Genomic DNA, 20,499 nt, shown 5'->3' with positions numbered 1-20,499 from the left:
GGCGCGCAGCGAGTTCAACCGGCACATCTTCGGCGACGAGCTGTACGAGGCGATGCGCGAGGTGAAGCGGATCTTCGACCCCGACAATCGCCTGAACCCGGGCAAGATCGTCGACTCGCCGCGGATGACCGAGAACCTCCGTGACCCCGCGCTGCCGCCTCTTCGGCAGCTGATCACCAAACTGTCCTTTGCAAGCGCAGGTGGCATGCGTGGCGCGGCTGACCGCTGCATGAACATCGGCGTCTGTCGGAAGGGTTCCACCGGGGTCATGTGCCCGTCGTACATGGCCACGCGCGAGGAGGAGCACAGCACTCGTGGCCGCGCCAATGCCCTGGTCATGGCGCTCTCGCAGCCGGACCCGCGCACCGCGTTGGGAGATGAGCGGCTCCATGACATCCTCGATCTCTGTCTCGAGTGCAAGGCATGCAAGAGCGAGTGTCCCCTTGGAGTCGACATGGCGTCGATGAAGAGCGAGTTCCTGCACCAGTACCAGCGCACCCACGGAGTGCCGGCGCGCACGCGATTCTTCGCTGCGGCTCGGACCCTCAACCGGCTTGGATCGGCATCGGCACCGCTGTCCAACTGGGTCACGGCGCTTCCGCCAATCCGGGCGCTAATGGAGCGGCGGCTCGGGATCACGCGGCGCAGGGCGCTGCCACGGTTCCACCGGCGCACCTTGGTGCGCTGGTTCGGACAACGCCCACGCAGCGTCCCGGCGGCGCGCGGGACGGTCGTGTTCCTCGCCGATTCGTTCACGACCTTCACCGAGCCCGGCATCGGCATCGCCGCGATCGAATTGCTGGAGATGGCCGGGTGGAGAGTGGAGCTGATCGGCGACCTCTGCTGCGGTCGGGCGGCGATCTCGAAAGGCCGCCTCGACGCCGCCGCCCGCAACGCGCGGGCACTGACGGCGCGGCTGGCGGATCGCGCCCGACAGGGAGTGCCCATCGTCGGCGTCGAGCCGTCGTGCATCCTCACGCTCACGGAGGAGCACGTGGCTCTGCAGCCGGGCAACGCCGATGCCGGTGTCGTCGCCAGCCAGGTGCGCATGGTCGATGACCTGCTGGTCGAGGCCATCGATGGGGGTCACCTCCGGCTGGATCCCCAGGCGCCCATTGCAGGTCAGCGAATCCTCTTCCACGGACACTGCCACCAGAAGGCGCTGGTCGGCACCGCCGCAACCGTGCAGATGCTGTCGCGGATCCCCGGTGCCACCGTCGTGGAGGTGGATGCTGGTTGTTGCGGCATGGCCGGGTCGTTCGGGTTCGAGGCGGAGCACTACGACCTCTCGATGCAGATCGGCGGAATGCGCCTGTTCCCCGCGGTTGAGGCCGAGGATGCAGCGACGGTGCTCGCGGCCACGGGCATCTCGTGCCGGCAGCAGATTCACCACGGCACGGGGCGGGTGGCACGACATCCCATCGAGCTGATCCGTGCAGCGGCGTCGGCCGGCTCGGCCTGACCCACGACACCGGCGGCACAAAAAAGCCGCACTTTCCCACGGCTGGTGATCGCCACCTCGCGCCCTGACGCCACCACCACCACCGCGTCGTAAGCCGTCGGCTCGACCATAGCGCGGGGTCGTTCGCGGGCGGCCCTCTAGGCGGCCTGGACGATCCAGCGATCGGAATGGATGTCCGCCCCGACGCACGTCTGCAGGGTCAGCAACGGGACAGGCGAGAACTCGGTGATCCACGAGGTGTCGTTCCACGCGGTCCGCCCGACCACGCGCGAGATGTGCAGAGTTCGCAGCACCCCGGTCGTGTAGTTGTGAAGCACGACCTCCTGGTTCGTCTTCGCGTAGAGAAGCGTGCCGAACATGCCGCGCAGGCCGTGGGCGTACAGGTAGCTGTTGCCCCCATTACCTGGATCGGCCGTGCCCGGGTAGTGGAGCGCCACCCAGTCGGGAATGGTGTCCGATCCGTCGCCGTCCCGGATCGGAAGGGCGATGCCGAGGGAGGCCACCTCGATCCACAGACCTGTCCGGGGCACGTCGGGTGGCGACGGGGACGCCGAGTGGGAAGCGGCGTACGCGTTGATGGGGTCCGAGGGCTGATCGAGGAGCAGCGCCGGCGTGTGCATGAACTGGATCGCGAAAACGATCCCGACCACGGCCGCGGCCAGGCCTCCGAGCGCGACCACGCGCCGTGTCCACCTCACCCAGGCGGGTGCGCGCTTCGACCCGGGGCCGAAGCGCCACTCGATCTCCGGGCGCCCCTCGTCAGCCATGGAACGTTACCGGCGCAGGCGACGCCGTAGCAGCGCGGGACCGACTCCAGCGAGAACGGCCAGCAGTAGGCCGGCGCCTGTCAGCAGGGTGGCAGCCACCGGGAACGGGTGCTCCGGGCCGCCGGTGAACGGTGTCTTGGTGGCGGCTGCCTGGACCGCGCCGGTCGGTGTGGGCGCGGGCGTGGGGGTCACGCCACCCACACCACCGCCACCGCCGCCCCCTCCACCGCCGCCGCCACTAGGCGTCGGGCTGGGGGATGGCTTAGGCGTGGCCGAAGGGATCGGGAGCGCGGGCGCACATCCGCCGACCACGGGAAGCGCGGCGGCACCCACACAGGACCCCGGCCCGCTGACCCCCATAGGGGCTGCCGGGCCACACGTCGGTTTCCCAACGATTGGGGGAAAGACCGGGCACTGAATTGCGTTCTGGGTCACCGAGGTTCCGGCCTTTGTGCCATGCGGTATGGACAGCGTTTCTACGCCCAAAACGTTGTTCCCGACGGCGGGGCCGGTCGTGACCGTCCAGGTGCAGGCGTTGTTGCTAATGAGGGCGCTCGTCGAGTACGCGAAGGGCGAGGTGACGGTTGTGCCCACGCACCCGGAAACGACGGCGTTTTCCGGTGCCGACGGCGCGACGGTGAACTGATCCCCCTGAGCTAGCGCCCCAAAAATGGAGACGATGCAAAAGTCTTGCTGTCCCGGCTGGGCCGCGCCACCAGGGCCAGGCCCGGTGCATGTCTTGGTCGGAATCCCCTGAGCCGCGGCGTGCTGAGATCCGAGAACCATCCCCGCCCCGACTGCGATTGCGCCCCCCAGGACCACCGCGGCCAAGCCGCGTCGAAGCCTACTGCTGGTTGTGCCCGCCATGGATATCCCTCCTCATGACGGTCGAGGCGCGCTTCTCCGCCCCCCGGCGTCCCTTACGGAACATCCGCCCGGAACGGACTGTACCTGTCGCGTACTTCGTATGCAAGCGAGTGGCGCGATTCGCCCGGTTGGCCGACCTCTACGCGACCGCTCATGCCCTGCCTAGGACCGCGTGGCAGGGTGCTCCAGTCGCTTGAGCAACCATCTGACCGCGCGCGGCGCGGCGACGGTTCCTTTGAGATCTGTTTCGTGGTCCTCCTCTCCGTCCCCGAAGAGCCACAGCAGGCGGCGACTGTCGCCCGGGGCCCTCTCCCACGCAACTCCCGGGGCAGGGGCATCGTCGGCAGGACTGCGTTTCATGGGGGCATCCTTGAATTGCTACGAGCCGGGTGGCGACCTCACTGCGGGCAACGTGACCGCTCGTTCCTTCCGACTGTACGGGCGCGACGCGAGCGCGTCGTCGCGGCCGCGCTACCTAACAAGACCGTCCCTGTGACGATGACCCAGCCCCTGAGCGCCCGGCTCCGATGCGAGGCGACCCCCGACGGAACGAAGAGTTTGACGCTTTTGGTGGGTTGCGCTAGAGTTCCCCTTGGACTAGCCGGAGGGGGAAAAGTGGGCTACCTGATCAACTGCGCTGCGTGCGGCGGGCCGCATCCTGTCGATGCCCCGTCGTGCAAGGCGCGCACTTCCAACGCTGCGACGCCGACTCCGTATCGGCAGGCGGAGGCCGACCGTATGGAACGCCTGGCGATCGCTCGTCACGACGCGACCCGCCAGAAGCACGCGTAAGGGCGCGTCCTCCGCGGCTTTCGGCCGTCCGATCGGAGATGCATCGCTTCGGTCGCCCTGGTGCTTGAGAGAAGCAACTGAAGGCACATTGCTGTCACGTTTGCGATCAAGCCGCGCTCATAACGTGGGCGCTTTCCTCGAAACCTCGAGGTTGGTCGGGAAGGGGAGATTCGAACTCCCGACCTCACGGTCCCGAACCGTGCACTCTAACCTGGCTGAGCTACTTCCCGAGGCGCCGGAGTGTACCACCGCCCTCTCCGGCGCTCTTCGGCCGCAGACCTACAATGTCCAGTCCATGCAGGGACAACAGTCATGAGCCGCCGCGTGTCAGCGCCCTCGGGAGCAGCCAAAAAGCCACGCGTCTCGCGCGTTGCCGGCGACGAACTTCTCGCGCTTGCCGCCACCCCCACACGCCGTCGGCGCCGTGCGTCGTCGGCCGGCCCGCCGAGCCCGCTGCGAGAGATCATCGACACCCTCGATGGAACCGTGCAAGGCGTCATCGAGCGCGGCCGGAAGGGGTCACTCGACGAGCGCGACCCCGAGTACATGGAGCGCAACCTCCGCTGGCTGAACTACGTCGCCGATTACTACTTCCGTGGCGAGGTGCGCCACATCGAGCGCATCCCCGCGAAGGGACCGGTGCTCCTGGTCGGCAACCACAGCGGCGGCATGGCCACGCCTGACACATGGGTCTTCATGGTCAACTTCCTGCGCCATTTCGGCCTGTCCCGACCGAGCTACGCTCTGGCTCACAACATCGTGATGGGCCTGCCCATCATGGGCACGATGCTGCGCAAGTCGGGCACGCTGCCGGCGCATCCTGACTACGCGCGTGCGGCATTGCGAAAGGGCGCGTCCGTGCTCGTGTATCCCGGTGGCGACGAGGACGTCTTCCGCACCTGGTCGGAGCGCAATCGCATCCACCTGGCCAACCGCACGGGATTCGTGCGCCTTGCCCTGCAGGAGCGCGTGCCCATCCAGCCGGTGGTCAGCATCGGCGGACACGAGACCGTGTTCGTGGCCAGCGACGGCAAGAAGCTGGCGCGCGTGCTCGGGCTCGAGAGATTTCGCCTCAAGGCTCTGCCGATCATGTTCTGCTTGCCGTGGGGCATCTCGCCGGGCAACTACCTTCTCCACCTGCCGCTGCCGGCCAAGATCACCGTCGAGGTGGGGGAGCCGATCGATTTCCACGCACAGTTCGGGAAGCTCGACGCCCGCGATCCCGAGGTTCTCTGGGCCTGCTACCACTACGTCGAGCAGCGCATGCAGAGCATCCTCGACGGCCTCGCCGAAGAGCGCAGACTTCCGGTGCTCGGCTGACGCGAGGGGAAGGAGAGACAGATGGGACACATCACCACAAGTGAGCAGATCGCGGCGCCGGTCGAGGCCGTGTTTGCTTACGTCGACGACCATCGCAACACCACCAAGTACATGAAGGACCTCACCAAGTGGGCCCCCGTCGGTTCGAAGACCCACGGCAAGGGCGCGAAGTTCGCGGTGGCGATGAAGGCGGGCCCGATGACGCTGTCGTCGGTCGTCGACATCACCACCTGGACGGAGAACCGCGCCATCGGCTGGAAGTCGACCGAGGGTTTCAAGCAGACCGGCAAGTGGTCGTTCAAGGCGTCGGCGGAGGGAACGGAGGCAACCTTCGACATGGATTACGAACTGCCAGGCGGGATCGCCGGACGGATGGTCTCGCGCGCTGCCGATCCGATCGTGCGCGGCAACATCGAGCAGTCCGTGCGCAATCTCCGCTCGCAGGTCGAGAAGGCCTCCAAGAAGCCCACGGCCTCGGCCAAAGCGCGTCGCAAGGCCTGATCCGGACGACCCGGGCACGGCGAGTCGCCGTTACTGGCCCAGCACCACTCCGCTACCGGGTGGGGTCAGGCAGGTCGCCGAACCCTCGGGATAATGCCCATGTGAGCATCGCGGCCCCGACTCCGCGCGTTGCCGCACCGGACGAGCCCTCCTCGAGCCAGCACGACATTCAGGCGCCGCGCCCGCCGCTGGATCTCGCCCAGGCGGTACGCCTCTTCACCGGCCTTGCGTTGATGGGCTGGTCGATGTTGTGGTGGATCGACACCGGCACCTCGCCGCTCGGCCCCGCGATGACCGCTGTGTCGCTGGTCGGCGGTTTGACAGTGGTCGGTCTGAGCGTCACCAACCGTTCGGTTGCGAGCTGGCGCCGGCTCGACCTCCGCGTGCTGGTTTTCACGCTGATCGTCACCGGCATGTGGCTGTCCGTCCGGTCATCGGAGCACGTGTACCAGACCGACGAGATCACCACAGGCCAGGCATCGGCGGCTGTGCTTCTCTCCGGACACAATCCGTACGCGACCGACCTCACCAAGGAGCTCAGCCGGTTCAACCTGCCGCCCGATGTCGCCACACCACTGCTGGACGGCGGCACGATTCACTCGACGAGCTACCCCGCGCTGTCATTCCTTCTCTATATCCCCTTCGGAGCGTTGCTCGGGCTCGGCTCGCCATTCGCGCTGGTCGCCGACGGCTTGGCGTGGATCCTGCTCATGTTTCTGCTCTGGCGCCTGCTCGATGAACGGCTGCGCCCCGTGGTCCCGCTGATCGCCAGCTTCCCCTTTTACCTCAGCTTCATCGATGGTGGCGTCACCGACGTCCTCTATCTGCCCTTCCTGCTGCTTGCCCTTCATCGCTGGGACCGTTTTCTCGACAGCGGCGGGTCACGACTCATGCGCTGGCTGGGTCCCGTCTGTCTTGGGCTGGCCTGCAGCGTCAAGCCAACGCCGTGGCTGATCGCGCCCTTCCTCGTCGCCGCGTTGACGATCGAGTCGGCACGCCGCGGACGCAATCCCTGGCGCACCGCGGCGACGTACTCGACGATCGCGCTCGGCGCATTCCTGGTCGTGAACGGTCCATTCATCGTCATGGACCCCGGTGCCTGGGCCCACGGCACGCTGTTGCCACTGCTGCAGCCGATCGTGCCGTTCGGGCAGGGCATCGCCATGCTCCCGGTGTACCTCCACATCGCCGGTGGACACGTCTCCTACCTTGGCGTCGCGGGGGTCGCCGCCATTCTCGCCAGCCTCGGGGCATTCATCGCGTTCTATCCGCGCAGCGCGCGCCTGCTTCCTTTGATGGCGGCCGTGCCACTGCTGCTGTCGGCCCGCTCCCTGTTCAACTACTTCATCTACCTCGCCATCCTCGTGCTGGTGCACGCCGCCAACGTGCCGTACAGCCGGCGCACCCCGTTCCGAGGCCAGCACCTGTTCCGGTGGGCTGGCCTCGGGCTTGCCGGCGCCGGAGCAGCGGCGGCGGCGGCGGCAACGGTGGCCTTCCTGGTCAGCCCGGCGCCATTGCACCTCACCATCACCGCACAGCGCGGCTCGGGTGACCCCGGCAGCCCCGTACCCACCATCACCGTGGCGGCGGACAACATCACCGACAAGCCGGTGAAGCCGATCTTCCTGGTCACGTCAGCCGGGTGGATGAACCCGGCCTGGCGCACGCAGGGGCCGGCAGTGCTCGGGCCACACGCCTCCGCCACCTACACCCTGGTGAGCACCGACTCGCGCACCAGGTTCGACCTCGGGACGGTGTACCTGGTCGACGCGCTGGCCAGCAATCCCGGCTCGGTCAGCACCTCGCAGTGGGTCACGGTGCCGTGATGGCGCGGCAGAACACCGTCCACGCCGCCGCTGCCGTGCTCGTCGTCGTCCCCACCTACAACGAGCGCGAGAACCTGGCCACGTTGGCCCCGCGGATCCTGGCGCAGGGCGAACAGTTCCATCTCCTCGTCGTCGACGACGACTCTCCGGACGGCACGGGGCCGCTCGCCGACGAGCTCGCTGCCGCCGACCCCCGGGTCCGCGTGCTGCACCGCGCATCCAAGGGCGGTTTGGGGCCGGCCTACATCGCCGGACTCACCACCGGGATGAAGCGCGGGTTCGACTACCTGGTCACCATGGACGCGGACCACTCGCACGACCCGGCGGATCTGCCCCGTCTCCTTGCCGCGACCCACGACGCCCGGGCGGACGTGGCGCTTGGCTCGCGCTGGACCGCGGGGGGGAGCACGCGCGGCTGGCCGCTGCGGCGCCGCGTGCTGAGCCGCGGCGGCTCGGCCTATGTCCGGCTGGTGCTGGGCGTCGACCTGCGCGACGCCACCGCGGGCTTCAAGTGCATCCGCGCGTCGGCGCTGGCGGCGTTGGAGATCGACACCATCGGCAGCTCTGGGTACGCCTTCAATATCGAGCTCAACTACCGCGCCACGCTGCGCGGCTTTCGCATCGTCGAGGTTCCCATCGTCTTCACCGAGCGCATCACCGGCGCCAGCAAGATGTCCGGACGGATCGTCGCGGAAGCACTCCTGCGCGTCCCGGCGCTGCGCACCACCAGCCTGCGTCCCCTCGCGGACGTGCGCCCCCTTGCCGACGCCCGCCCCACCTAGGCGGAGTCAGTCCGCCGCAGCCCTCGCTTCCGCGGTCGGGCGGTGGCGCGCACCCGGCACACGCGGCAGGCGTGAGCCGAGCACTCGACGCAACGGTGCCGGCCAGGCCAGGCCGCCCCGGGGAACAATGCCCGGCGCGCCGGCCACGAACAGCAGGGCGATGGCCGCGCTGAAGTAGTAGTTGAGGAACGCCTGCTTGGCGAAGATGCAGGCGACGATGAGCAGGCCCGCGCCGGCCACCAGCAGGTCGCCGTAGTCACGACAGCGGCGCAGCGTGAAGAGGACAACCGCCAAGACCACACCCACCAGCAGCACCGTGGCCGGGATCGGCGCACTGCCGAAGACGTGCAGCAGACCGTTGAGGTTGGCGGCGTCATGGCGGCCGGGAAGGTCGCCGTAGATGCCGACCGTGTCGTAAACGAACTGCGGGACCCCGGTCCAGATCGCGAACGGAGCCACGATCGCCACCGTCGCCACGGCGGCGCGGAGCAGCTCGCTGCGCACCGCGCCGTTCCAGAAGGCCAGCGGCACCATCACCGCCAGCATGGTGGGCTTGCAGGCCAGGCCGACGGTGAGCGCCGCGATGGCCCAGTTGCGGTGGCGGTCACGCAACACCAGCCACCAGGCCATGCCGGCGACACAGAACGTGTCGGTCCACTCGGTGAGGATCATGAATGGGAGGAACGGCGAGGCCAGCCACACCGCGGCGATGGTGGCGCTGTGCCTATGGCTGCCCGCCGCTCGCCGTGTCCACACCACGACGGCGGCGAGGATGGCGACGTTGAGCGCGACCACGGTGAGGCGCACGTCGCCGATGAGCCGCGCCGGAATGCTCAGGATGATCACCATCGGTCCGTAGTTCAGCGAGCCGGACCCGTACAGCTGGTGCGCACCGTAGCTGTCGAGCAGGATGGGGTAGACGGGCGCGTAGGGGTTCTGCCCGTGCAGGAACGCCTGGGTGGACCCCTGCACCTCGTCGAAGACGTCGATGGGCGCGTATCCCCAGGTCCAGGCGTGCGTGACGGTGAGGGTCACCGCCAGGGCGCAGGCGCCGAGAAGCAGCCAGGCTTGGCGCGGGGAGCGCAGCAGCGGGACGGCGGCAAGCGCGAGCCCGGTCAGGTACATGGCCGCAGCCGGCGGCAACACCACCGGCTGGCCGAGTGTCTGCACCGCGATGGCCACCGTGCAGACGAGCGCACCCGGCATCGCCGCGGGCCGTCCCGACGCCAGGTAGCAGAGCCCGGCCGCCGCCACCACCAGCGCAAACCCGAGGATGAACGCCCCGGGGCTCGGCGCGGTCACCACGTTCCCCCCGCCGACCCGGATCCAGACGTTGCCCGCGCCCAGCGCGCAGAAGCCGATCACGGCCAGTTCCGCACGGTTGAGGGCGCGCAGCGTCGCAGCGATTCTCGATGCCCGCTTCACGCACAGATCATGCGATCGATCGGCGGGACGCGCGCACAGTGATGTCGCAAGTCGGCTTCGCCTTCTTCTCGTTGTCTCGGCGGCGCGGCGGGCATCCCGACGTCGGAGGTCTGCGAGAATGACCCCACGACGTGAATGAGGAGACACCTGTGGCCAAGAACGGGAGCGGACGGAGCGAGGCCAACGGCCATCAGACCGGCGGCCTGCGCGTCAAGCGCGGGCTCGCGGAGATGCTCAAGGGCGGCGTGATCATGGACGTGGTCACGGCCGAGCAGGCACGCGTCGCGGAGGCGGCGGGCGCGGTCGCCGTCATGGCGCTGGAGCGCGTCCCGTCCGACATCCGCCGCGACGGCGGTGTGGCCCGGATGAGCGCGGTCAGCCTGGTCAGCGAGATCAAGCAGTCGGTGACCATCCCGGTCATGGCCAAGGCGCGCATCGGCCACTTCGTCGAGGCGCAGGTGCTTGAGGCACTGGGCATCGACTACGTCGACGAGTCCGAGGTGCTCACCCCCGCGGATGAGGAGCACCACATCGACAAGTGGGCGTTCACGATCCCCTTTGTGTGCGGCGCGCGCGACCTCGGTGAGGCGCTGCGCCGCATTGGTGAGGGCGCCGCGATGATCCGCACCAAGGGCGAGGCGGGCACAGGCAACGTCGTCGAGGCGGTGCGGCACATGCGCGCCGTCCGCGGGGGCATCCGACGCCTCCAGGGCCTCCGCCGCGACGAGCTCATGGCCGAGGCCAAGCGGCTCCAGGCGCCCTACGAGCTGGTCGTGGAGATCGCCGAGACCGGCCGGCTTCCGGTCGTCAACTTCTCGGCCGGTGGCATTGCCACCCCCGCCGACGCCGCGCTGATGATGCAGCTCGGTGCCGAGGGCAACTTCGTGGGCAGCGGCATCTTCAAGAGCGAGGACCCACTCAACTACGCAAAGGCGATCGTGGCCGCCACCACGTACTTCGACAAGCCCGAGGTGATCGCCGAGGTGAGCGCCGGGCTGGGACCGGCTATGCGCGGTCTTGACGTCGCCGCCATGCCGCGCGAGGAGCTCCTCTCCACCCGGGGCTGGTAGCCGGGGCGGCGGTGGTCGACGGGCTGACGGGGTACACTCATCTCGTGCTCATGACGCTGTTCGGGCCTCGCGGCGAGCGGGGCTGCCACGTCCGCTGGGAAAGCTGACGATCACCACTGTCGGTGTCCTTGCCCTTCAGGGCGACGTTCGCGAACACCTGGCCGCCTTCCGCCGCTGTGGCGTTGACGCCGTGCCCGTCCGACTCGCCGCCGAGATCGAGTCGGTCGACGCGCTGGCGGTGCCGGGCGGCGAGTCGACGACCATGGGAAAGCTGCTCCGCGCCTTCGCGCTCGAGGACACGTTGCGCCGCCGCCTCGCCGGCGGCCTGCCGACGCTGACCACGTGCGCCGGGCTCATCCTGCTCAGCCGCTCCATCGTCGACGGCCGTCCTGACCAGGTCGCCACCGGCACGCTCGACATCGCCGTGCGACGCAACGGCTGGGGCAGCCAGGTGGACTCCTTCGAGGCCGACGTGCGCTTCGAAGGGCTCGGTGACCTCCTGTTCCGCGGCGTGTTCATCCGTGCCCCGCGCATCGAGGAGGTGGGCGCCGATGTCAAGGTGCTCGCGCGGCTGCGCGACGAACCGGTTGCGGTGCGCCAGGGTGCGAACATCGGCCTCACATTCCATCCCGAGATGACCGGCGACGACCGCATCCACCGGCTCTTCCTCGAGCAAGTCGACGCCGCTCGCAACGAGAACGCCGCATGAACGTGCGCTCCGCGTCGTTCCGCGACCTCGCCCGCGTTGAGCAGCTCTACCGCGACGCGCTCGCCGCCGACGAGAGCGGTCCCGGGCCTCACCCTGACAGCCCCGTTCCTGAGGCGACGCTGCTGCGCCTCTGGTACGCGCTCAGCAAGACGCTCTCCTCGCTGGTGCCGCTCAGCGACACGGGCGGAGTCCTTTTCGTCGCCGAGGATGACGCTGAGGGTGTGGTCGGCTTCATCCAGGCGCAGAGCACGTCGACGCGGCCGTCCGTCTGGCAGATCGTCAACCTCTGCGTGGCCCAGAGCGCCGCCGGTCATTTCGCGCGCGAGCGGCTGCTCACCCATCTCTGCAACCACGGTCTCGAACAGGGTGTGCACCGCTTCCATGTGCGTCTGCCGCTCGGCCACGCGCTGGTCGGCGTCTTTCTCGAGCACGGCTTCACCCAGTTCGCCACCGAGCAGATCCTCTTCCATGACAACCCCGAGCAGATCACGCGGGGCGACGCGCAGGCCCTGCCCATCCGCCCCGCGCGGCGCGAGGACGCCGCCGCCATCCATCTGCTCTACCGCCGGGTCACGCCAAGTCACATCGCCGGCTTCGAGGCGCCGTCGCTGAAGACGTGGCAGGCCTCGTTCGCGCAGGGCAGCGTGGCCCGCATCGGCCGTGACGAGGTGAAGCACTTCGTCGCCGAGCATCCCGGGGTGGTCGGTTGGGCGGCGGTCCGGCCCGCCGGTGCGGGGCGGCCGAGCATCCTCTCGATCATGTGCGAGGCGCACGACCCGGCCATCCGCGAAGGCTTCCTCGACGCCATCCTCGCCGAGCTTCCGCCGCAGCCGATGTCGTGCGTGCTTCGCCACTACGACTCCGAGCTGATCCGTTCATTGCAGAACCGCGGCTTCGCGGTCTACGGCACCCAGCTGCTGCTGGTCCGCGACCTCGGCATCAAGGTGCGCATCCGTGCCGTCGCCAAGCAGAGCAAGCAGGTGCTCGCTCACGCCGGTGTGGCCAGCTCCCACGCCGCCGCGCCGTCGCTGACAGTGTTGCGTCCACCAGAGAGGAGAGAGAGATAGTCGCCCAGATGATGCCCTACGGTTCGTCATGGCAGGAGGAGCTCAACGTCCTCATCGAAGCGCTTCCGCCGCGCGTCGCCGTCGCCGCGCAGCGTCTGTCCCAGGAACGTGGCGATCTCCTCGAGATCGTGCTCGACCTGGGACGTGAACCCGAGGCTCGGTTCACCGACGGCGAGGTCATCCTCGACGCCGTCCAGGTGACCCACCACGACCTCGAGTACGTCACCGAGCGCGTCGGCGACTTCGGCGATGACAACCGCGCCGGCATCGAGCGCACTCTGCACCGCATCAGCGCCATCCGCAACCGCGCCGGCACGGTCGTCGGCCTCACCTGCCGGGTGGGCCGCGCGGTGACCGGGACCATCGACATCATCAAGGACATCGTCGTCAACGGCCAGTCGATCCTCCTGCTGGGGCCGCCGGGAATCGGCAAGACCACCATGCTCCGCGAATGCGCACGCGTACTCAGCGACGAGTGCAGCAAGCGCGTGGTCATCGTCGACACCAGCAACGAGATCGGTGGTGACGGCGACATCCCGCACGCCGGTATCGGCCGGTCGCGCCGGATGCAGGTGCGCACCCCTCCGGAGCAGCACGCGGTGATGATCGAGGCGGTCGAGAACCACATGCCCCAGGTGATCGTCATCGACGAGATCGGTACCGCGCTGGAGGCGATGGCGGCGCGCACCATCGCCGAACGCGGCGTGCAGCTCGTCGGCACAGCGCACGGCTCCAACCTCGACAACCTGCTGGTCAACCCCACCCTCAACGACCTGCTCGGCGGCATCCAGACCGTGACCCTGAGCGACGAGGAGGCTCGCCGGCGTGGCACCCAGAAGAGCGTGCTCGAACGCAAAGCGCCGCCCACCTTCGATGTGCTCATCGAGATCCAGGAGCGCGACCGCGTCGTCGTGCACATGCCGCTCGACGAAACCGTCGACGAGGCGCTGCGCGGACGGATGAAGCCGCCGCAGCTGCGCCTTCGCGGCGAGGACGGTGAGATCGTCAGCCGCATCGACACCAGCGCTCCGCCCCCGGCGGCGTTCGAGCCCAGTCCGTTCGCCGGCGCTGGCCGCCGGCGCAGCCGCGAGCGCCACCGGCGCGGCTTCGACGTCGAGGAGTACATGCAGCAGCGTGCGCGCGACACCTCGTGGGAGGGAGCCGGTGTGCCCCACCCTGGCGGTCGCGCGTTGCAGCCGCTCGCCGTCTTTCCTTACGGCGTCTCGCGCACGTACCTCGAGCAATCGGTGCGTGAGCTCCAGGTGCCGGTGCGCATCCAGCACAACGTCGACGACGCCGACATGGTGCTGACGCTCAAGAACTACTACCGCCGCAAGGATTCGCCGGTGCGGTCCGCTGAGGCCACGGGCATCCCCATCCAGGTGCTGCGCAGCAACACGGTGGCGCAGATCAAGGGCGCCCTGGCGCGTGTGTACGGCGTGGAGGAGGTCGACCCCACGGAGACCGCCCTCGAGGAGGCGCTCGAGGCGGTCGAGCGGGCGCGGCAGACGACGTCGGACGTCGAGCTGGCACCCCAGAACTCGTACGTGCGCCGTCTCCAGCATCAGCTCGTCGAGCGCCACGACATGAGCGCCCGCAGCACCGGCAACGAGCCCAACCGCCGTCTCGTCATACTCGGCGCCGAGGAGTGACGAACTGTGGCACGTGCCGGATTCTTCGTCTCGTTCGAGGGTCTCGACGGGGCTGGTAAGAGCACCCAGGTGGCCGCGCTTGGCGCCGCACTGGGGGCCGACGGATACGACGTCATCACCGTACGCCCCAACGACACGCCGCTCGGCGCGATGGTCACAGGAGCCGTCCTCCAGCACCAGCTCGCCGCGTCCCTGCAGCCATGGACCGAGGCGCTGCTCTTCAACGCGGGGCGCGTGCAGCTGCTCGCCGAGGTGATCCTCCCCGCCCTGGAGCACGGCACGGTGGTCGTCGCCGATCGTTTCGTCGACTCGACGCTCGCCTACCAGGGCGGTGGCCGCGGCGTCGACGAGCAGGCTCTGCTCCGCTTACATCGCGACTGCTGCGACGACATCTGGCCGGATCTCACCCTCTACCTCGACCTCGACCACAGCGTCGCCGCGCAGCGCCAGCACGCCGAGCAGCTGCCGCTCGATCGCATCGAGGGTGCGCCCGACGATTTCCACGCCCGCGTGCACGCCACCTTCGACCGGCTCGCCGCCGAGCAGCCCGAACGGATCGCGCGTGTCGACGCGAGCCGGCCAGCGGTGGCGGTGTCGCAGGACGTGATGCGCCTCGTCCAGGAGCGGCTGCGCAGCGTGCGCACCGCCCCCCGTCCGGCGGTGCTGCGGTGAAGCTCATCTTCGCGGTGGTGCAGTCCAAGGACGTCGAGAGCTGCGCCGATGCGCTCACCGCCGCCGGGTTCGTGTGCACGCGTTTTGCCACCCAGGGCGGTTTCCTCGACAGCGACAACTGCACGTTCATGACCGCCGTCGACGACGAGCAGGTGGAGCAGGTGCTCGACATCCTCCGCCGCCGCGCCAAGCGTCGGGTCGAGATGCTCGAGGCTGCCCAGCCGCTCTCCGGCGGTCTCGCCCCGGTGATCGCGCCGCCCCTGGACGTCGAAGTGGGCGGCGCCGCCGTCTTCGTGCTGCCGCTGGACCGGGTCGAGAAGCTCTAGCCGGCCTGCAAGGAGAACGGTCGCTGATCCCCGGCATGGGCACCCTGCTCAACACCGCGACGGTGCTCACCGGCGGCGCCATCGGCATACGCGCCGGTGACCGCATCCCCGCGCGGGTCCGCGAGAGCCTGATCGCGGTGCTGGGGCTCTTCACCATGGTCTACGGCTTCCGCACGGCGCTCAGCCCGGCGTTCAACGGCTCCCCGGCGCCGGACCTGGCGTTGGTGTTGCTCGCGCTCCTCGTCGGCACCGCCGTCGGCAGTGCGCTTGACCTCGACGGCCGGCTGCAGCGCCTGGGGGCTGCGATCGAGGCACGCATCGGGCGGGCGGCCCCCGACGGGCGCATGGCCCACGCCCTGGTCACCACCAGCCTGCTCTTCTGCGTCGGTCCGCTGACCATCCTTGGGTCGTTCGAGGATGGCGCGCGCGGCGACATCCTGTTGCTGGGCATCAAGTCAGCGCTCGACGGCGTAGCGGCGCTGATCTTCGGCGCCAGCCTCGGCGCCGGCGTCCTGCTCAGCGCCGTCACCGTGCTCGTGGTTCAGGGGTCGCTCACCGCGGCGGCGTACTTCAGTCGCGGTGTGCTCGACCCCGTGCTCACCACCGCGGCGCTCGGCGCCGGCGGTTTCATGCTCATCGCCATCGCTCTCGGCCTGCTCAACATCCGCCGCCTGCGGGTGCCCGACATGCTGCCCGCGCTGGTGATCGCGCCGCTGGTCGCGCTGGCGGCACGCGGCTGGCACATCCCCATCTGACGCCTCAACCGGATGCGGGCGACAGCCTCCGGCTGGGCCGTGTGAGCGCCCAGGCGACCGTTGCCACCACTACCGCTCCGAGCAGAGGGAAGTACCAGCGGTTCGCGGCGGCGCGGCGTCACGGTCTGCAGACGCCCGCGGCGCAGGCGTTCTGGCAACACCTCACCGCGGTGGCCCGGGGCGCTGCCTGATTGCATCGTCCGGCCGGCGAACGCAGGCGTCGGTGACGTACGCTCGGGCACTCGCCGGGCACGGAGGAGTGGGATGGCTCACGTCGCCGCCGTCGCGATGCTGGCTGCGCTGGCGAGCATCAGCGCCTGCGGGTCGGCCAACCAGCCGGAGCCGGTGCATCCCAGCACCAACCCCGCCACCTCGACACCGAGCGGTGCCGGGTCGACGCTCAGCTACCGGCTCACTATGTCCGGGCCGGACCCGATCGCTGAGCAGCTTCCCCCCACCGCGGTGCAGGGCCGCGGTGGTCAACTGGAGCGCTGTGGCCAGTTCGTCGCCGGCTCGGAGATGCTCATCGACATTCAGGGCAACACCCAGAACGGCACACGCTACCGGCTGACGCTGGACATCTTGCCCTACAACGGGCCGGGCACGTACACCACCTCGACGCTTCTGCCGGTCGACCTGCTGGTCGGCCCACCCCAAGGTCCGACCGTGCAGTACGAGGCGCCGCGCGACTCGACGGCCAAGCTAACCGGCGTGGTGCTCAGGACGCAGGGCAACGGTTCGGGCACCTTCACCATGACCAACTGGCTCGACATGGCCAGCGGCAGGACCGAGAGCGGCGTGCTGGGCTGGACCTGCAAGGACGGCTGAGTGAGGGCGGCCGCTGGGGAGGGAGCGCCGGTTATTCCCCGGGTCGCACCACGACCTCGGCGGCGTCGACGACCCGCTCCACCCGCGTGCCCACAAGGTGAACGCGTACCCCGGGGACGCCCGGCGACCCGGGCTCCCAGCCGTCCGCGAAGAGCCGACGTGCCTCACCCCAGGTGCGCGCGGTGCGCGCCTGGCGGCCATCCGTGAAGGCCACCGACCCGGGCCGGGTTGCGTACCCGAAGCGCACCTCACCGCCGCTCTTCAAGAAGGCAGCCACCTCGGCCAGCGGGCGATCGTCGGGAAGGAGGTCGGTGGTGCCCAGCGCGTCGGAGAAGCTGGGCATCTCGCCGCTCTTGGCCTGCTCACGCACTGCAGCGCGCGCGGCGATGTGCGTAGCGCGCTCGCGGCGGCGCCGTTCGGTGGCGATCTGGCCGGACCGAGCGCGCAGCTCGCGGAGCTGAGCCTGGTGCGGGGCCATCGCCGTCACCGTCGCGCGTTCGACGGTCGCCAGCGCGCCGGCCAGGTCGTCGAGCGCGCCGTCGTCGAGGGCGGTGAGGGACTCCTGCTCGAACGGCGCTGGCAGGTCGGGAAGCGGGGGCAGCTCGGTCACCGCGCTCATGATGGCGCCGGACCCGTGCCGTGTGTCCGGCGCGCTACCGTTGCGCGAGGCAGTCATCGTGAGGAGGGCGTACGCGAGTGTCCACGGTCCTGAACGACGTCGTGCGTGTCGACCGCGACGGTGCCCTGGTCGTCGTCACCATCGACCACCCGCCGGCCAACGCGATCAGCCGCGCCGTCATCAGCGGGATCACCCAGGCGATCACCGAGGCGGAGGCCGACCCCGGCTGTCGTGCGCTCATCCTCACCGGCGCCGGGCCCAAGTTCTTCGCCGCCGGCGCCGACATCAGCGAGTTCGGATCGGCAGGCGGCGACAACATCGCCGCCGGCGCTGAGTTCACCCTGGCCATGGAGCGCTCGCGGTTGCCGATCGTCGCGGCCGTCAACGGCATCGCCTTTGGCGGCGGCTGCGAGCTCACCCTGGCCTGCGACGTGCGCATCGCGTCCACCACCGCGCGCTTCGGCCAGCCCGAGATCAAGCTCGGGATAATCCCCGGCTGGGGGGGCACGCAACGGCTGCCGCGGCTCATCGGCCGAACCGCGGCCATGGAGCTGCTGCTCACGGGCGATCCCATCGACGCGGCGCGGGCGCTCGAGCTCGGCCTGGTCTCCCGCGTCGTCGAGCCCGATGTGCTGCTCGACACCGCGCGTGAGGTCGCTGGACGCTACGCCGCCCAGGCCCCGCTGGCGCTGGCGGCCACCAAGCGCGCTGTCGCTGAGGGCCTCGACCGTCCGCTCGCAGAGGGGCTCGAGGCGGAGCGCCGCGAGTTCGTCGGGCTCTTCACCTCCGCGGACGCGGCCGAGGGCATCACGGCGTTTCTCGAGAAGCGACCGCCGACGTGGACGGGCCGCTAAGCCCGTGACCGCGATCGTCAGCCCCATCGCCCTGGTCCTGCTGGCGGGCACGGCAACCGTCGCGACCGGCCTGCGCTGGCGCCTGCTCATCAAGGCGATGCTGCGCAGCCGCCGTCCCGATCCACGCTTCGACAGCGTCGGTGAGCGCGTCAAGGCCTTCTTTGTGTACGTCATCGCCCAGGGCCGGCTGCTGCGCTGGCCCTACGCCGGCATCCTCCACGCGCTCATCTTCTGGGGATTCCTGGTCCTGCTCACCGCCATCGCCCAGGCGATCGTCGAAGCACTCTGGCAGGGCTTTCGGTTCAACGACGTCCCGGCCGCCTTCGTCATCGCCTTCGCGCAGGACATCTTCTGCGTCGCCGTCCTGGCCGGCGTCGGGCTCGCGCTCATCAACCGTCTGATTGTCAATCCCACCCGTTTCCGCGGCAGCCACCGCGCCGACGCCGTGCTGATCCTCGGCTGGATCGGCACCCTGCTCATCTTCATGACCCTGAACTACGCGACGCTGATCGCGCAGGGCAAACCGGCGCAGGCGATGGCCGCCGACCGCCCGTTCGCGAGCGCGGTGTCGCGGCTCTTCACGCCGCTCGGCGCCAACAGCAACGTGCTCGTCGGCTTGCACGGGCTCTTCTTCTGGGCCCACCTCGTGCTCGTCTTCGGCTTCCTCGTGTACCTCGGCTACAGCAAGCACCTCCATATCGTCAGCGCCGCCCCCAACGTCGTCTTCAAGTCCACCAAGCCGAAGGGCCGGCTGCCGTTGCTCGACATCGAGGCCGTGATGAACGCCGAGGACGAGACCGACCAGCACTTCGGCCCGGTCACGCTCGAGCATTTCAGCTGGAAAGACATGCTCGACCTCTACACGTGTACCGAGTGCGGCCGCTGCCAGACGCACTGCCCCGCGTACAACACCGGCAAGGTGCTCTCACCGAAGACGCTGATCACCGATCTGCGAGATCACCTCTACGAGAACCTCGCCGGCGGCTACGGCGCCACCACGCACGACGCCTACGTCGCGCAGGGCGCCAATCCCGACGGCACGCCGGCGCCGGACGGCGCGGTGATGTGGGCCACAGGCGATCACCACCCCGGCGCCCTGCACGACCTGCCCGGGCACTTCCAGCCGTCCTGGATCGCGCCCGACAAGGTCGCCGCGGCGGCGGAGGCCAACGGCGGCGAGCGTCCGCTGTTCGGGGGCACCATCGCCGACGACACCCTCTGGGCGTGCACCACCTGCGGCGCGTGCATGGATCAGTGCCCGGTGCTCATCGAGCACGTGCCCAAGATCATCGAGATGCGCCGTCACCTCGTCCTCGACGAGTCGCGGATGCCCAAGCAGGCCGAGACCGCGCTGCGTGGCATCGAGAACGTGTTCAACCCGTATGGCCTCTCCCACCAGACGCGCGCCGACTGGGCCAAGGACCTCGGCGTCAAGTTCGCCGCTGACAAGCCCGACGCCGAATACCTCTACTGGGTGGGCTGCGCCGCGTCGTTCGACGACCGCGCCAAGACCATCGCCACCGCGCTGGTGAAGATCCTCCAGGCCGGTGACGTGGATTTCGCCATCCTCGGCACCGAGGAGAAGTGCAACGGCGACCCCGCGCGCCGCATCGGCAACGAGTACCTCTTCCAGGAGCGCGCCAAGGACAATGTCGCGGTGTTGCGCAAGTACAACGTGCGCAAGATCGTCACGTCGTGTCCACACGACTACAACACCTTCGCCAACGAGTACTCGGCATTCGGCGGTGACTACGAGGTGGTGCACCACACGCAGATGATCGAGCGTCTGCTGAAGGAAGGGCGCATCATGCTCGACGAGTCCAAGCGGCAGGACGAGACGATCACCTACCACGATTCGTGCTACCTGGGCCGCTGGAACGACATCTTCGCCCCGCCGCGAGACATCCTCGAGCAGATCCCCGGCCTCAAGGTCGTAGAGATGGCGCGCAACCGCAACGAGGGGATGTGCTGCGGCGCCGGAGGGGGCCGCATGTGGATGGAGGAGGACCAGCCCCGGGTCAACCACGAGCGCGTCGAGCAGGCCGCCGCCACCGAGGCCACCAAGGTGGCCACTGCATGCCCGTTCTGCCTGTCCATGTTCGACGAGGGCATCGCCAGCAAACAGCTGGGCGATCGACTCGCCGTGGACGACGTCGCCGTCTACGTGGCCCGCTCGCTTGCAGGTGGCGCCGGCGACGATGCGGC

Annotated in this window: 21 protein-coding genes and 1 tRNA gene; 17 read left to right on the top strand and 5 right to left on the bottom strand. The window is 69.2% G+C overall.

The genetic code is table 11. The annotated features are described in order from the left end of the window. Nucleotides 1-1,462, top strand: a 1,462-nt coding sequence (locus JF886_RS01875) for a (Fe-S)-binding protein (protein WP_337309033.1), incomplete at its 5' end; no start/stop codon positions are given. A 137-nt stretch (nucleotides 1,463-1,599) separates the two neighbouring features. On the opposite strand, the gene JF886_RS01870 is transcribed toward JF886_RS01875, so the two are convergent. Both JF886_RS01870 and JF886_RS01865 read right to left on the bottom strand, forming a co-directional pair. Next, complete coding sequence (locus JF886_RS01870; protein ID WP_337309031.1) at nucleotides 1,600-2,229, bottom strand: sortase; 630 nt, start codon at nucleotides 2,227-2,229, stop codon at nucleotides 1,600-1,602. 6 nt (nucleotides 2,230-2,235) lie between these two features. Beyond that, nucleotides 2,236-2,421, bottom strand: coding sequence for a hypothetical protein (locus JF886_RS01865; RefSeq protein ID WP_337309029.1), 186 nt, complete (start codon nucleotides 2,419-2,421; stop codon nucleotides 2,236-2,238). A 322-nt stretch (nucleotides 2,422-2,743) separates the two neighbouring features. Between JF886_RS01865 and JF886_RS01860 the strand changes: the two genes are divergently transcribed. Then, a complete protein-coding gene (locus tag JF886_RS01860) occupies nucleotides 2,744-2,875 on the top strand; it encodes a hypothetical protein (RefSeq protein WP_337309027.1) in 132 nt (43 codons plus the stop codon). Between the two features lie 1,165 nt (nucleotides 2,876-4,040). Here JF886_RS01860 and JF886_RS01855 read toward each other — a convergent pair. After that, nucleotides 4,041-4,118 (bottom strand) — tRNA-Pro (locus JF886_RS01855). A gap of 82 nt (nucleotides 4,119-4,200) precedes the next feature. Here JF886_RS01855 and JF886_RS01850 point away from each other — a divergent pair. The 4 genes from JF886_RS01850 to JF886_RS01835 all read left to right on the top strand — a co-directional run bounded on the left by JF886_RS01850 (nucleotide 4,201) and on the right by JF886_RS01835 (nucleotide 8,317). Further along, nucleotides 4,201-5,208 carry a lysophospholipid acyltransferase family protein gene (locus tag JF886_RS01850; RefSeq protein WP_337309025.1) on the top strand — a complete coding sequence of 336 codons (1,008 nt, stop codon included), beginning with the start codon at nucleotides 4,201-4,203 and terminating at the stop codon, nucleotides 5,206-5,208. Between the two features lie 21 nt (nucleotides 5,209-5,229). Further along, a complete protein-coding gene (locus tag JF886_RS01845; protein WP_337309023.1) occupies nucleotides 5,230-5,709 on the top strand; it encodes an SRPBCC family protein in 480 nt (159 codons plus the stop codon). Nucleotides 5,710-5,810: 101 nt separating this feature from the next. After that, entirely contained in the window at nucleotides 5,811-7,535 is a 1,725-nt protein-coding gene (locus JF886_RS01840) for a hypothetical protein (protein WP_337309021.1), read from the top strand. Further along, a complete protein-coding gene (locus JF886_RS01835; RefSeq protein ID WP_337309020.1) occupies nucleotides 7,535-8,317 on the top strand; it encodes a polyprenol monophosphomannose synthase in 783 nt (260 codons plus the stop codon). Before JF886_RS01840 ends, JF886_RS01835 begins: the two co-directional genes overlap by 1 nt. Nucleotides 8,318-8,323: 6 nt before the next feature. On the opposite strand, the gene JF886_RS01830 is transcribed toward JF886_RS01835, so the two are convergent. Beyond that, complete coding sequence (locus JF886_RS01830) at nucleotides 8,324-9,742, bottom strand: hypothetical protein (protein ID WP_337309018.1); 1,419 nt, start codon at nucleotides 9,740-9,742, stop codon at nucleotides 8,324-8,326. Between the two features lie 149 nt (nucleotides 9,743-9,891). Here JF886_RS01830 and pdxS point away from each other — a divergent pair, with 149 nt between their 5' ends. From pdxS to JF886_RS01785, 9 genes are all read left to right on the top strand, one after another. Beyond that, a complete protein-coding gene (pdxS, locus tag JF886_RS01825) occupies nucleotides 9,892-10,812 on the top strand; it encodes a pyridoxal 5'-phosphate synthase lyase subunit PdxS (protein WP_337309037.1) in 921 nt (306 codons plus the stop codon). Between the two features lie 103 nt (nucleotides 10,813-10,915). Beyond that, complete coding sequence (pdxT, locus tag JF886_RS01820) at nucleotides 10,916-11,521, top strand: pyridoxal 5'-phosphate synthase glutaminase subunit PdxT (RefSeq protein WP_337309035.1); 606 nt, start codon at nucleotides 10,916-10,918, stop codon at nucleotides 11,519-11,521. After that, nucleotides 11,518-12,588: a GNAT family N-acetyltransferase gene (locus JF886_RS01815; protein WP_337309016.1), complete on the top strand. Its 1,071-nt coding sequence runs from the start codon at nucleotides 11,518-11,520 to the stop codon at nucleotides 12,586-12,588. Before pdxT ends, JF886_RS01815 begins: the two co-directional genes overlap by 4 nt. Nucleotides 12,589-12,599: 11 nt before the next feature. Continuing rightward, on the top strand, nucleotides 12,600-14,240 hold the full coding sequence (locus JF886_RS01810; RefSeq protein WP_502711381.1) for an AAA ATPase domain-containing protein: 1,641 nt from the start codon (nucleotides 12,600-12,602) through the stop codon (nucleotides 14,238-14,240). Nucleotides 14,241-14,246: 6 nt separating this feature from the next. Then, nucleotides 14,247-14,912, top strand: coding sequence for a dTMP kinase (gene tmk / locus JF886_RS01805; protein WP_337309012.1), 666 nt, complete (start codon nucleotides 14,247-14,249; stop codon nucleotides 14,910-14,912). Further along, nucleotides 14,909-15,238 carry a cyclic-di-AMP receptor gene (locus JF886_RS01800; protein ID WP_337309010.1) on the top strand — a complete coding sequence of 110 codons (330 nt, stop codon included), beginning with the start codon at nucleotides 14,909-14,911 and terminating at the stop codon, nucleotides 15,236-15,238. Before tmk ends, JF886_RS01800 begins: the two co-directional genes overlap by 4 nt. A gap of 35 nt (nucleotides 15,239-15,273) precedes the next feature. After that, entirely contained in the window at nucleotides 15,274-15,993 is a 720-nt protein-coding gene (locus JF886_RS01795; protein WP_337309008.1) for a DUF554 domain-containing protein, read from the top strand. A gap of 41 nt (nucleotides 15,994-16,034) precedes the next feature. Then, the gene (locus JF886_RS01790) at nucleotides 16,035-16,184 is read left to right on the top strand and encodes a hypothetical protein (protein WP_337309006.1); all 150 of its coding nucleotides are present in this window, start codon (nucleotides 16,035-16,037) and stop codon (nucleotides 16,182-16,184) included. A gap of 73 nt (nucleotides 16,185-16,257) precedes the next feature. Continuing rightward, the gene (locus JF886_RS01785) at nucleotides 16,258-16,821 is read left to right on the top strand and encodes a hypothetical protein (RefSeq protein WP_337309004.1); all 564 of its coding nucleotides are present in this window, start codon (nucleotides 16,258-16,260) and stop codon (nucleotides 16,819-16,821) included. Between the two features lie 31 nt (nucleotides 16,822-16,852). Here JF886_RS01785 and JF886_RS01780 read toward each other — a convergent pair whose 3' ends face one another. Next, nucleotides 16,853-17,431: a hypothetical protein gene (locus JF886_RS01780; protein WP_337309003.1), complete on the bottom strand. Its 579-nt coding sequence runs from the start codon at nucleotides 17,429-17,431 to the stop codon at nucleotides 16,853-16,855. 86 nt (nucleotides 17,432-17,517) lie between these two features. Here JF886_RS01780 and JF886_RS01775 point away from each other — a divergent pair, with 86 nt between their 5' ends. Next, complete coding sequence (locus tag JF886_RS01775) at nucleotides 17,518-18,294, top strand: enoyl-CoA hydratase/isomerase family protein (RefSeq protein ID WP_337309001.1); 777 nt, start codon at nucleotides 17,518-17,520, stop codon at nucleotides 18,292-18,294. A 4-nt stretch (nucleotides 18,295-18,298) separates the two neighbouring features. Then, on the top strand, nucleotides 18,299-20,499 hold a 2,201-nt coding region (locus JF886_RS01770), incomplete at its 3' end, for a heterodisulfide reductase-related iron-sulfur binding cluster (protein WP_337308999.1).

The sequence above is a fragment of the Candidatus Aeolococcus gillhamiae genome (assembly GCF_016464765.1).
Lineage (GTDB): Bacteria > Chloroflexota > Dormibacteria > Aeolococcales > Aeolococcaceae > Aeolococcus > Aeolococcus gillhamiae.
The sequence above is the reverse complement of the archived record's forward strand: the minus strand, read 5'-3'. Positions and strand labels throughout refer to the sequence as shown.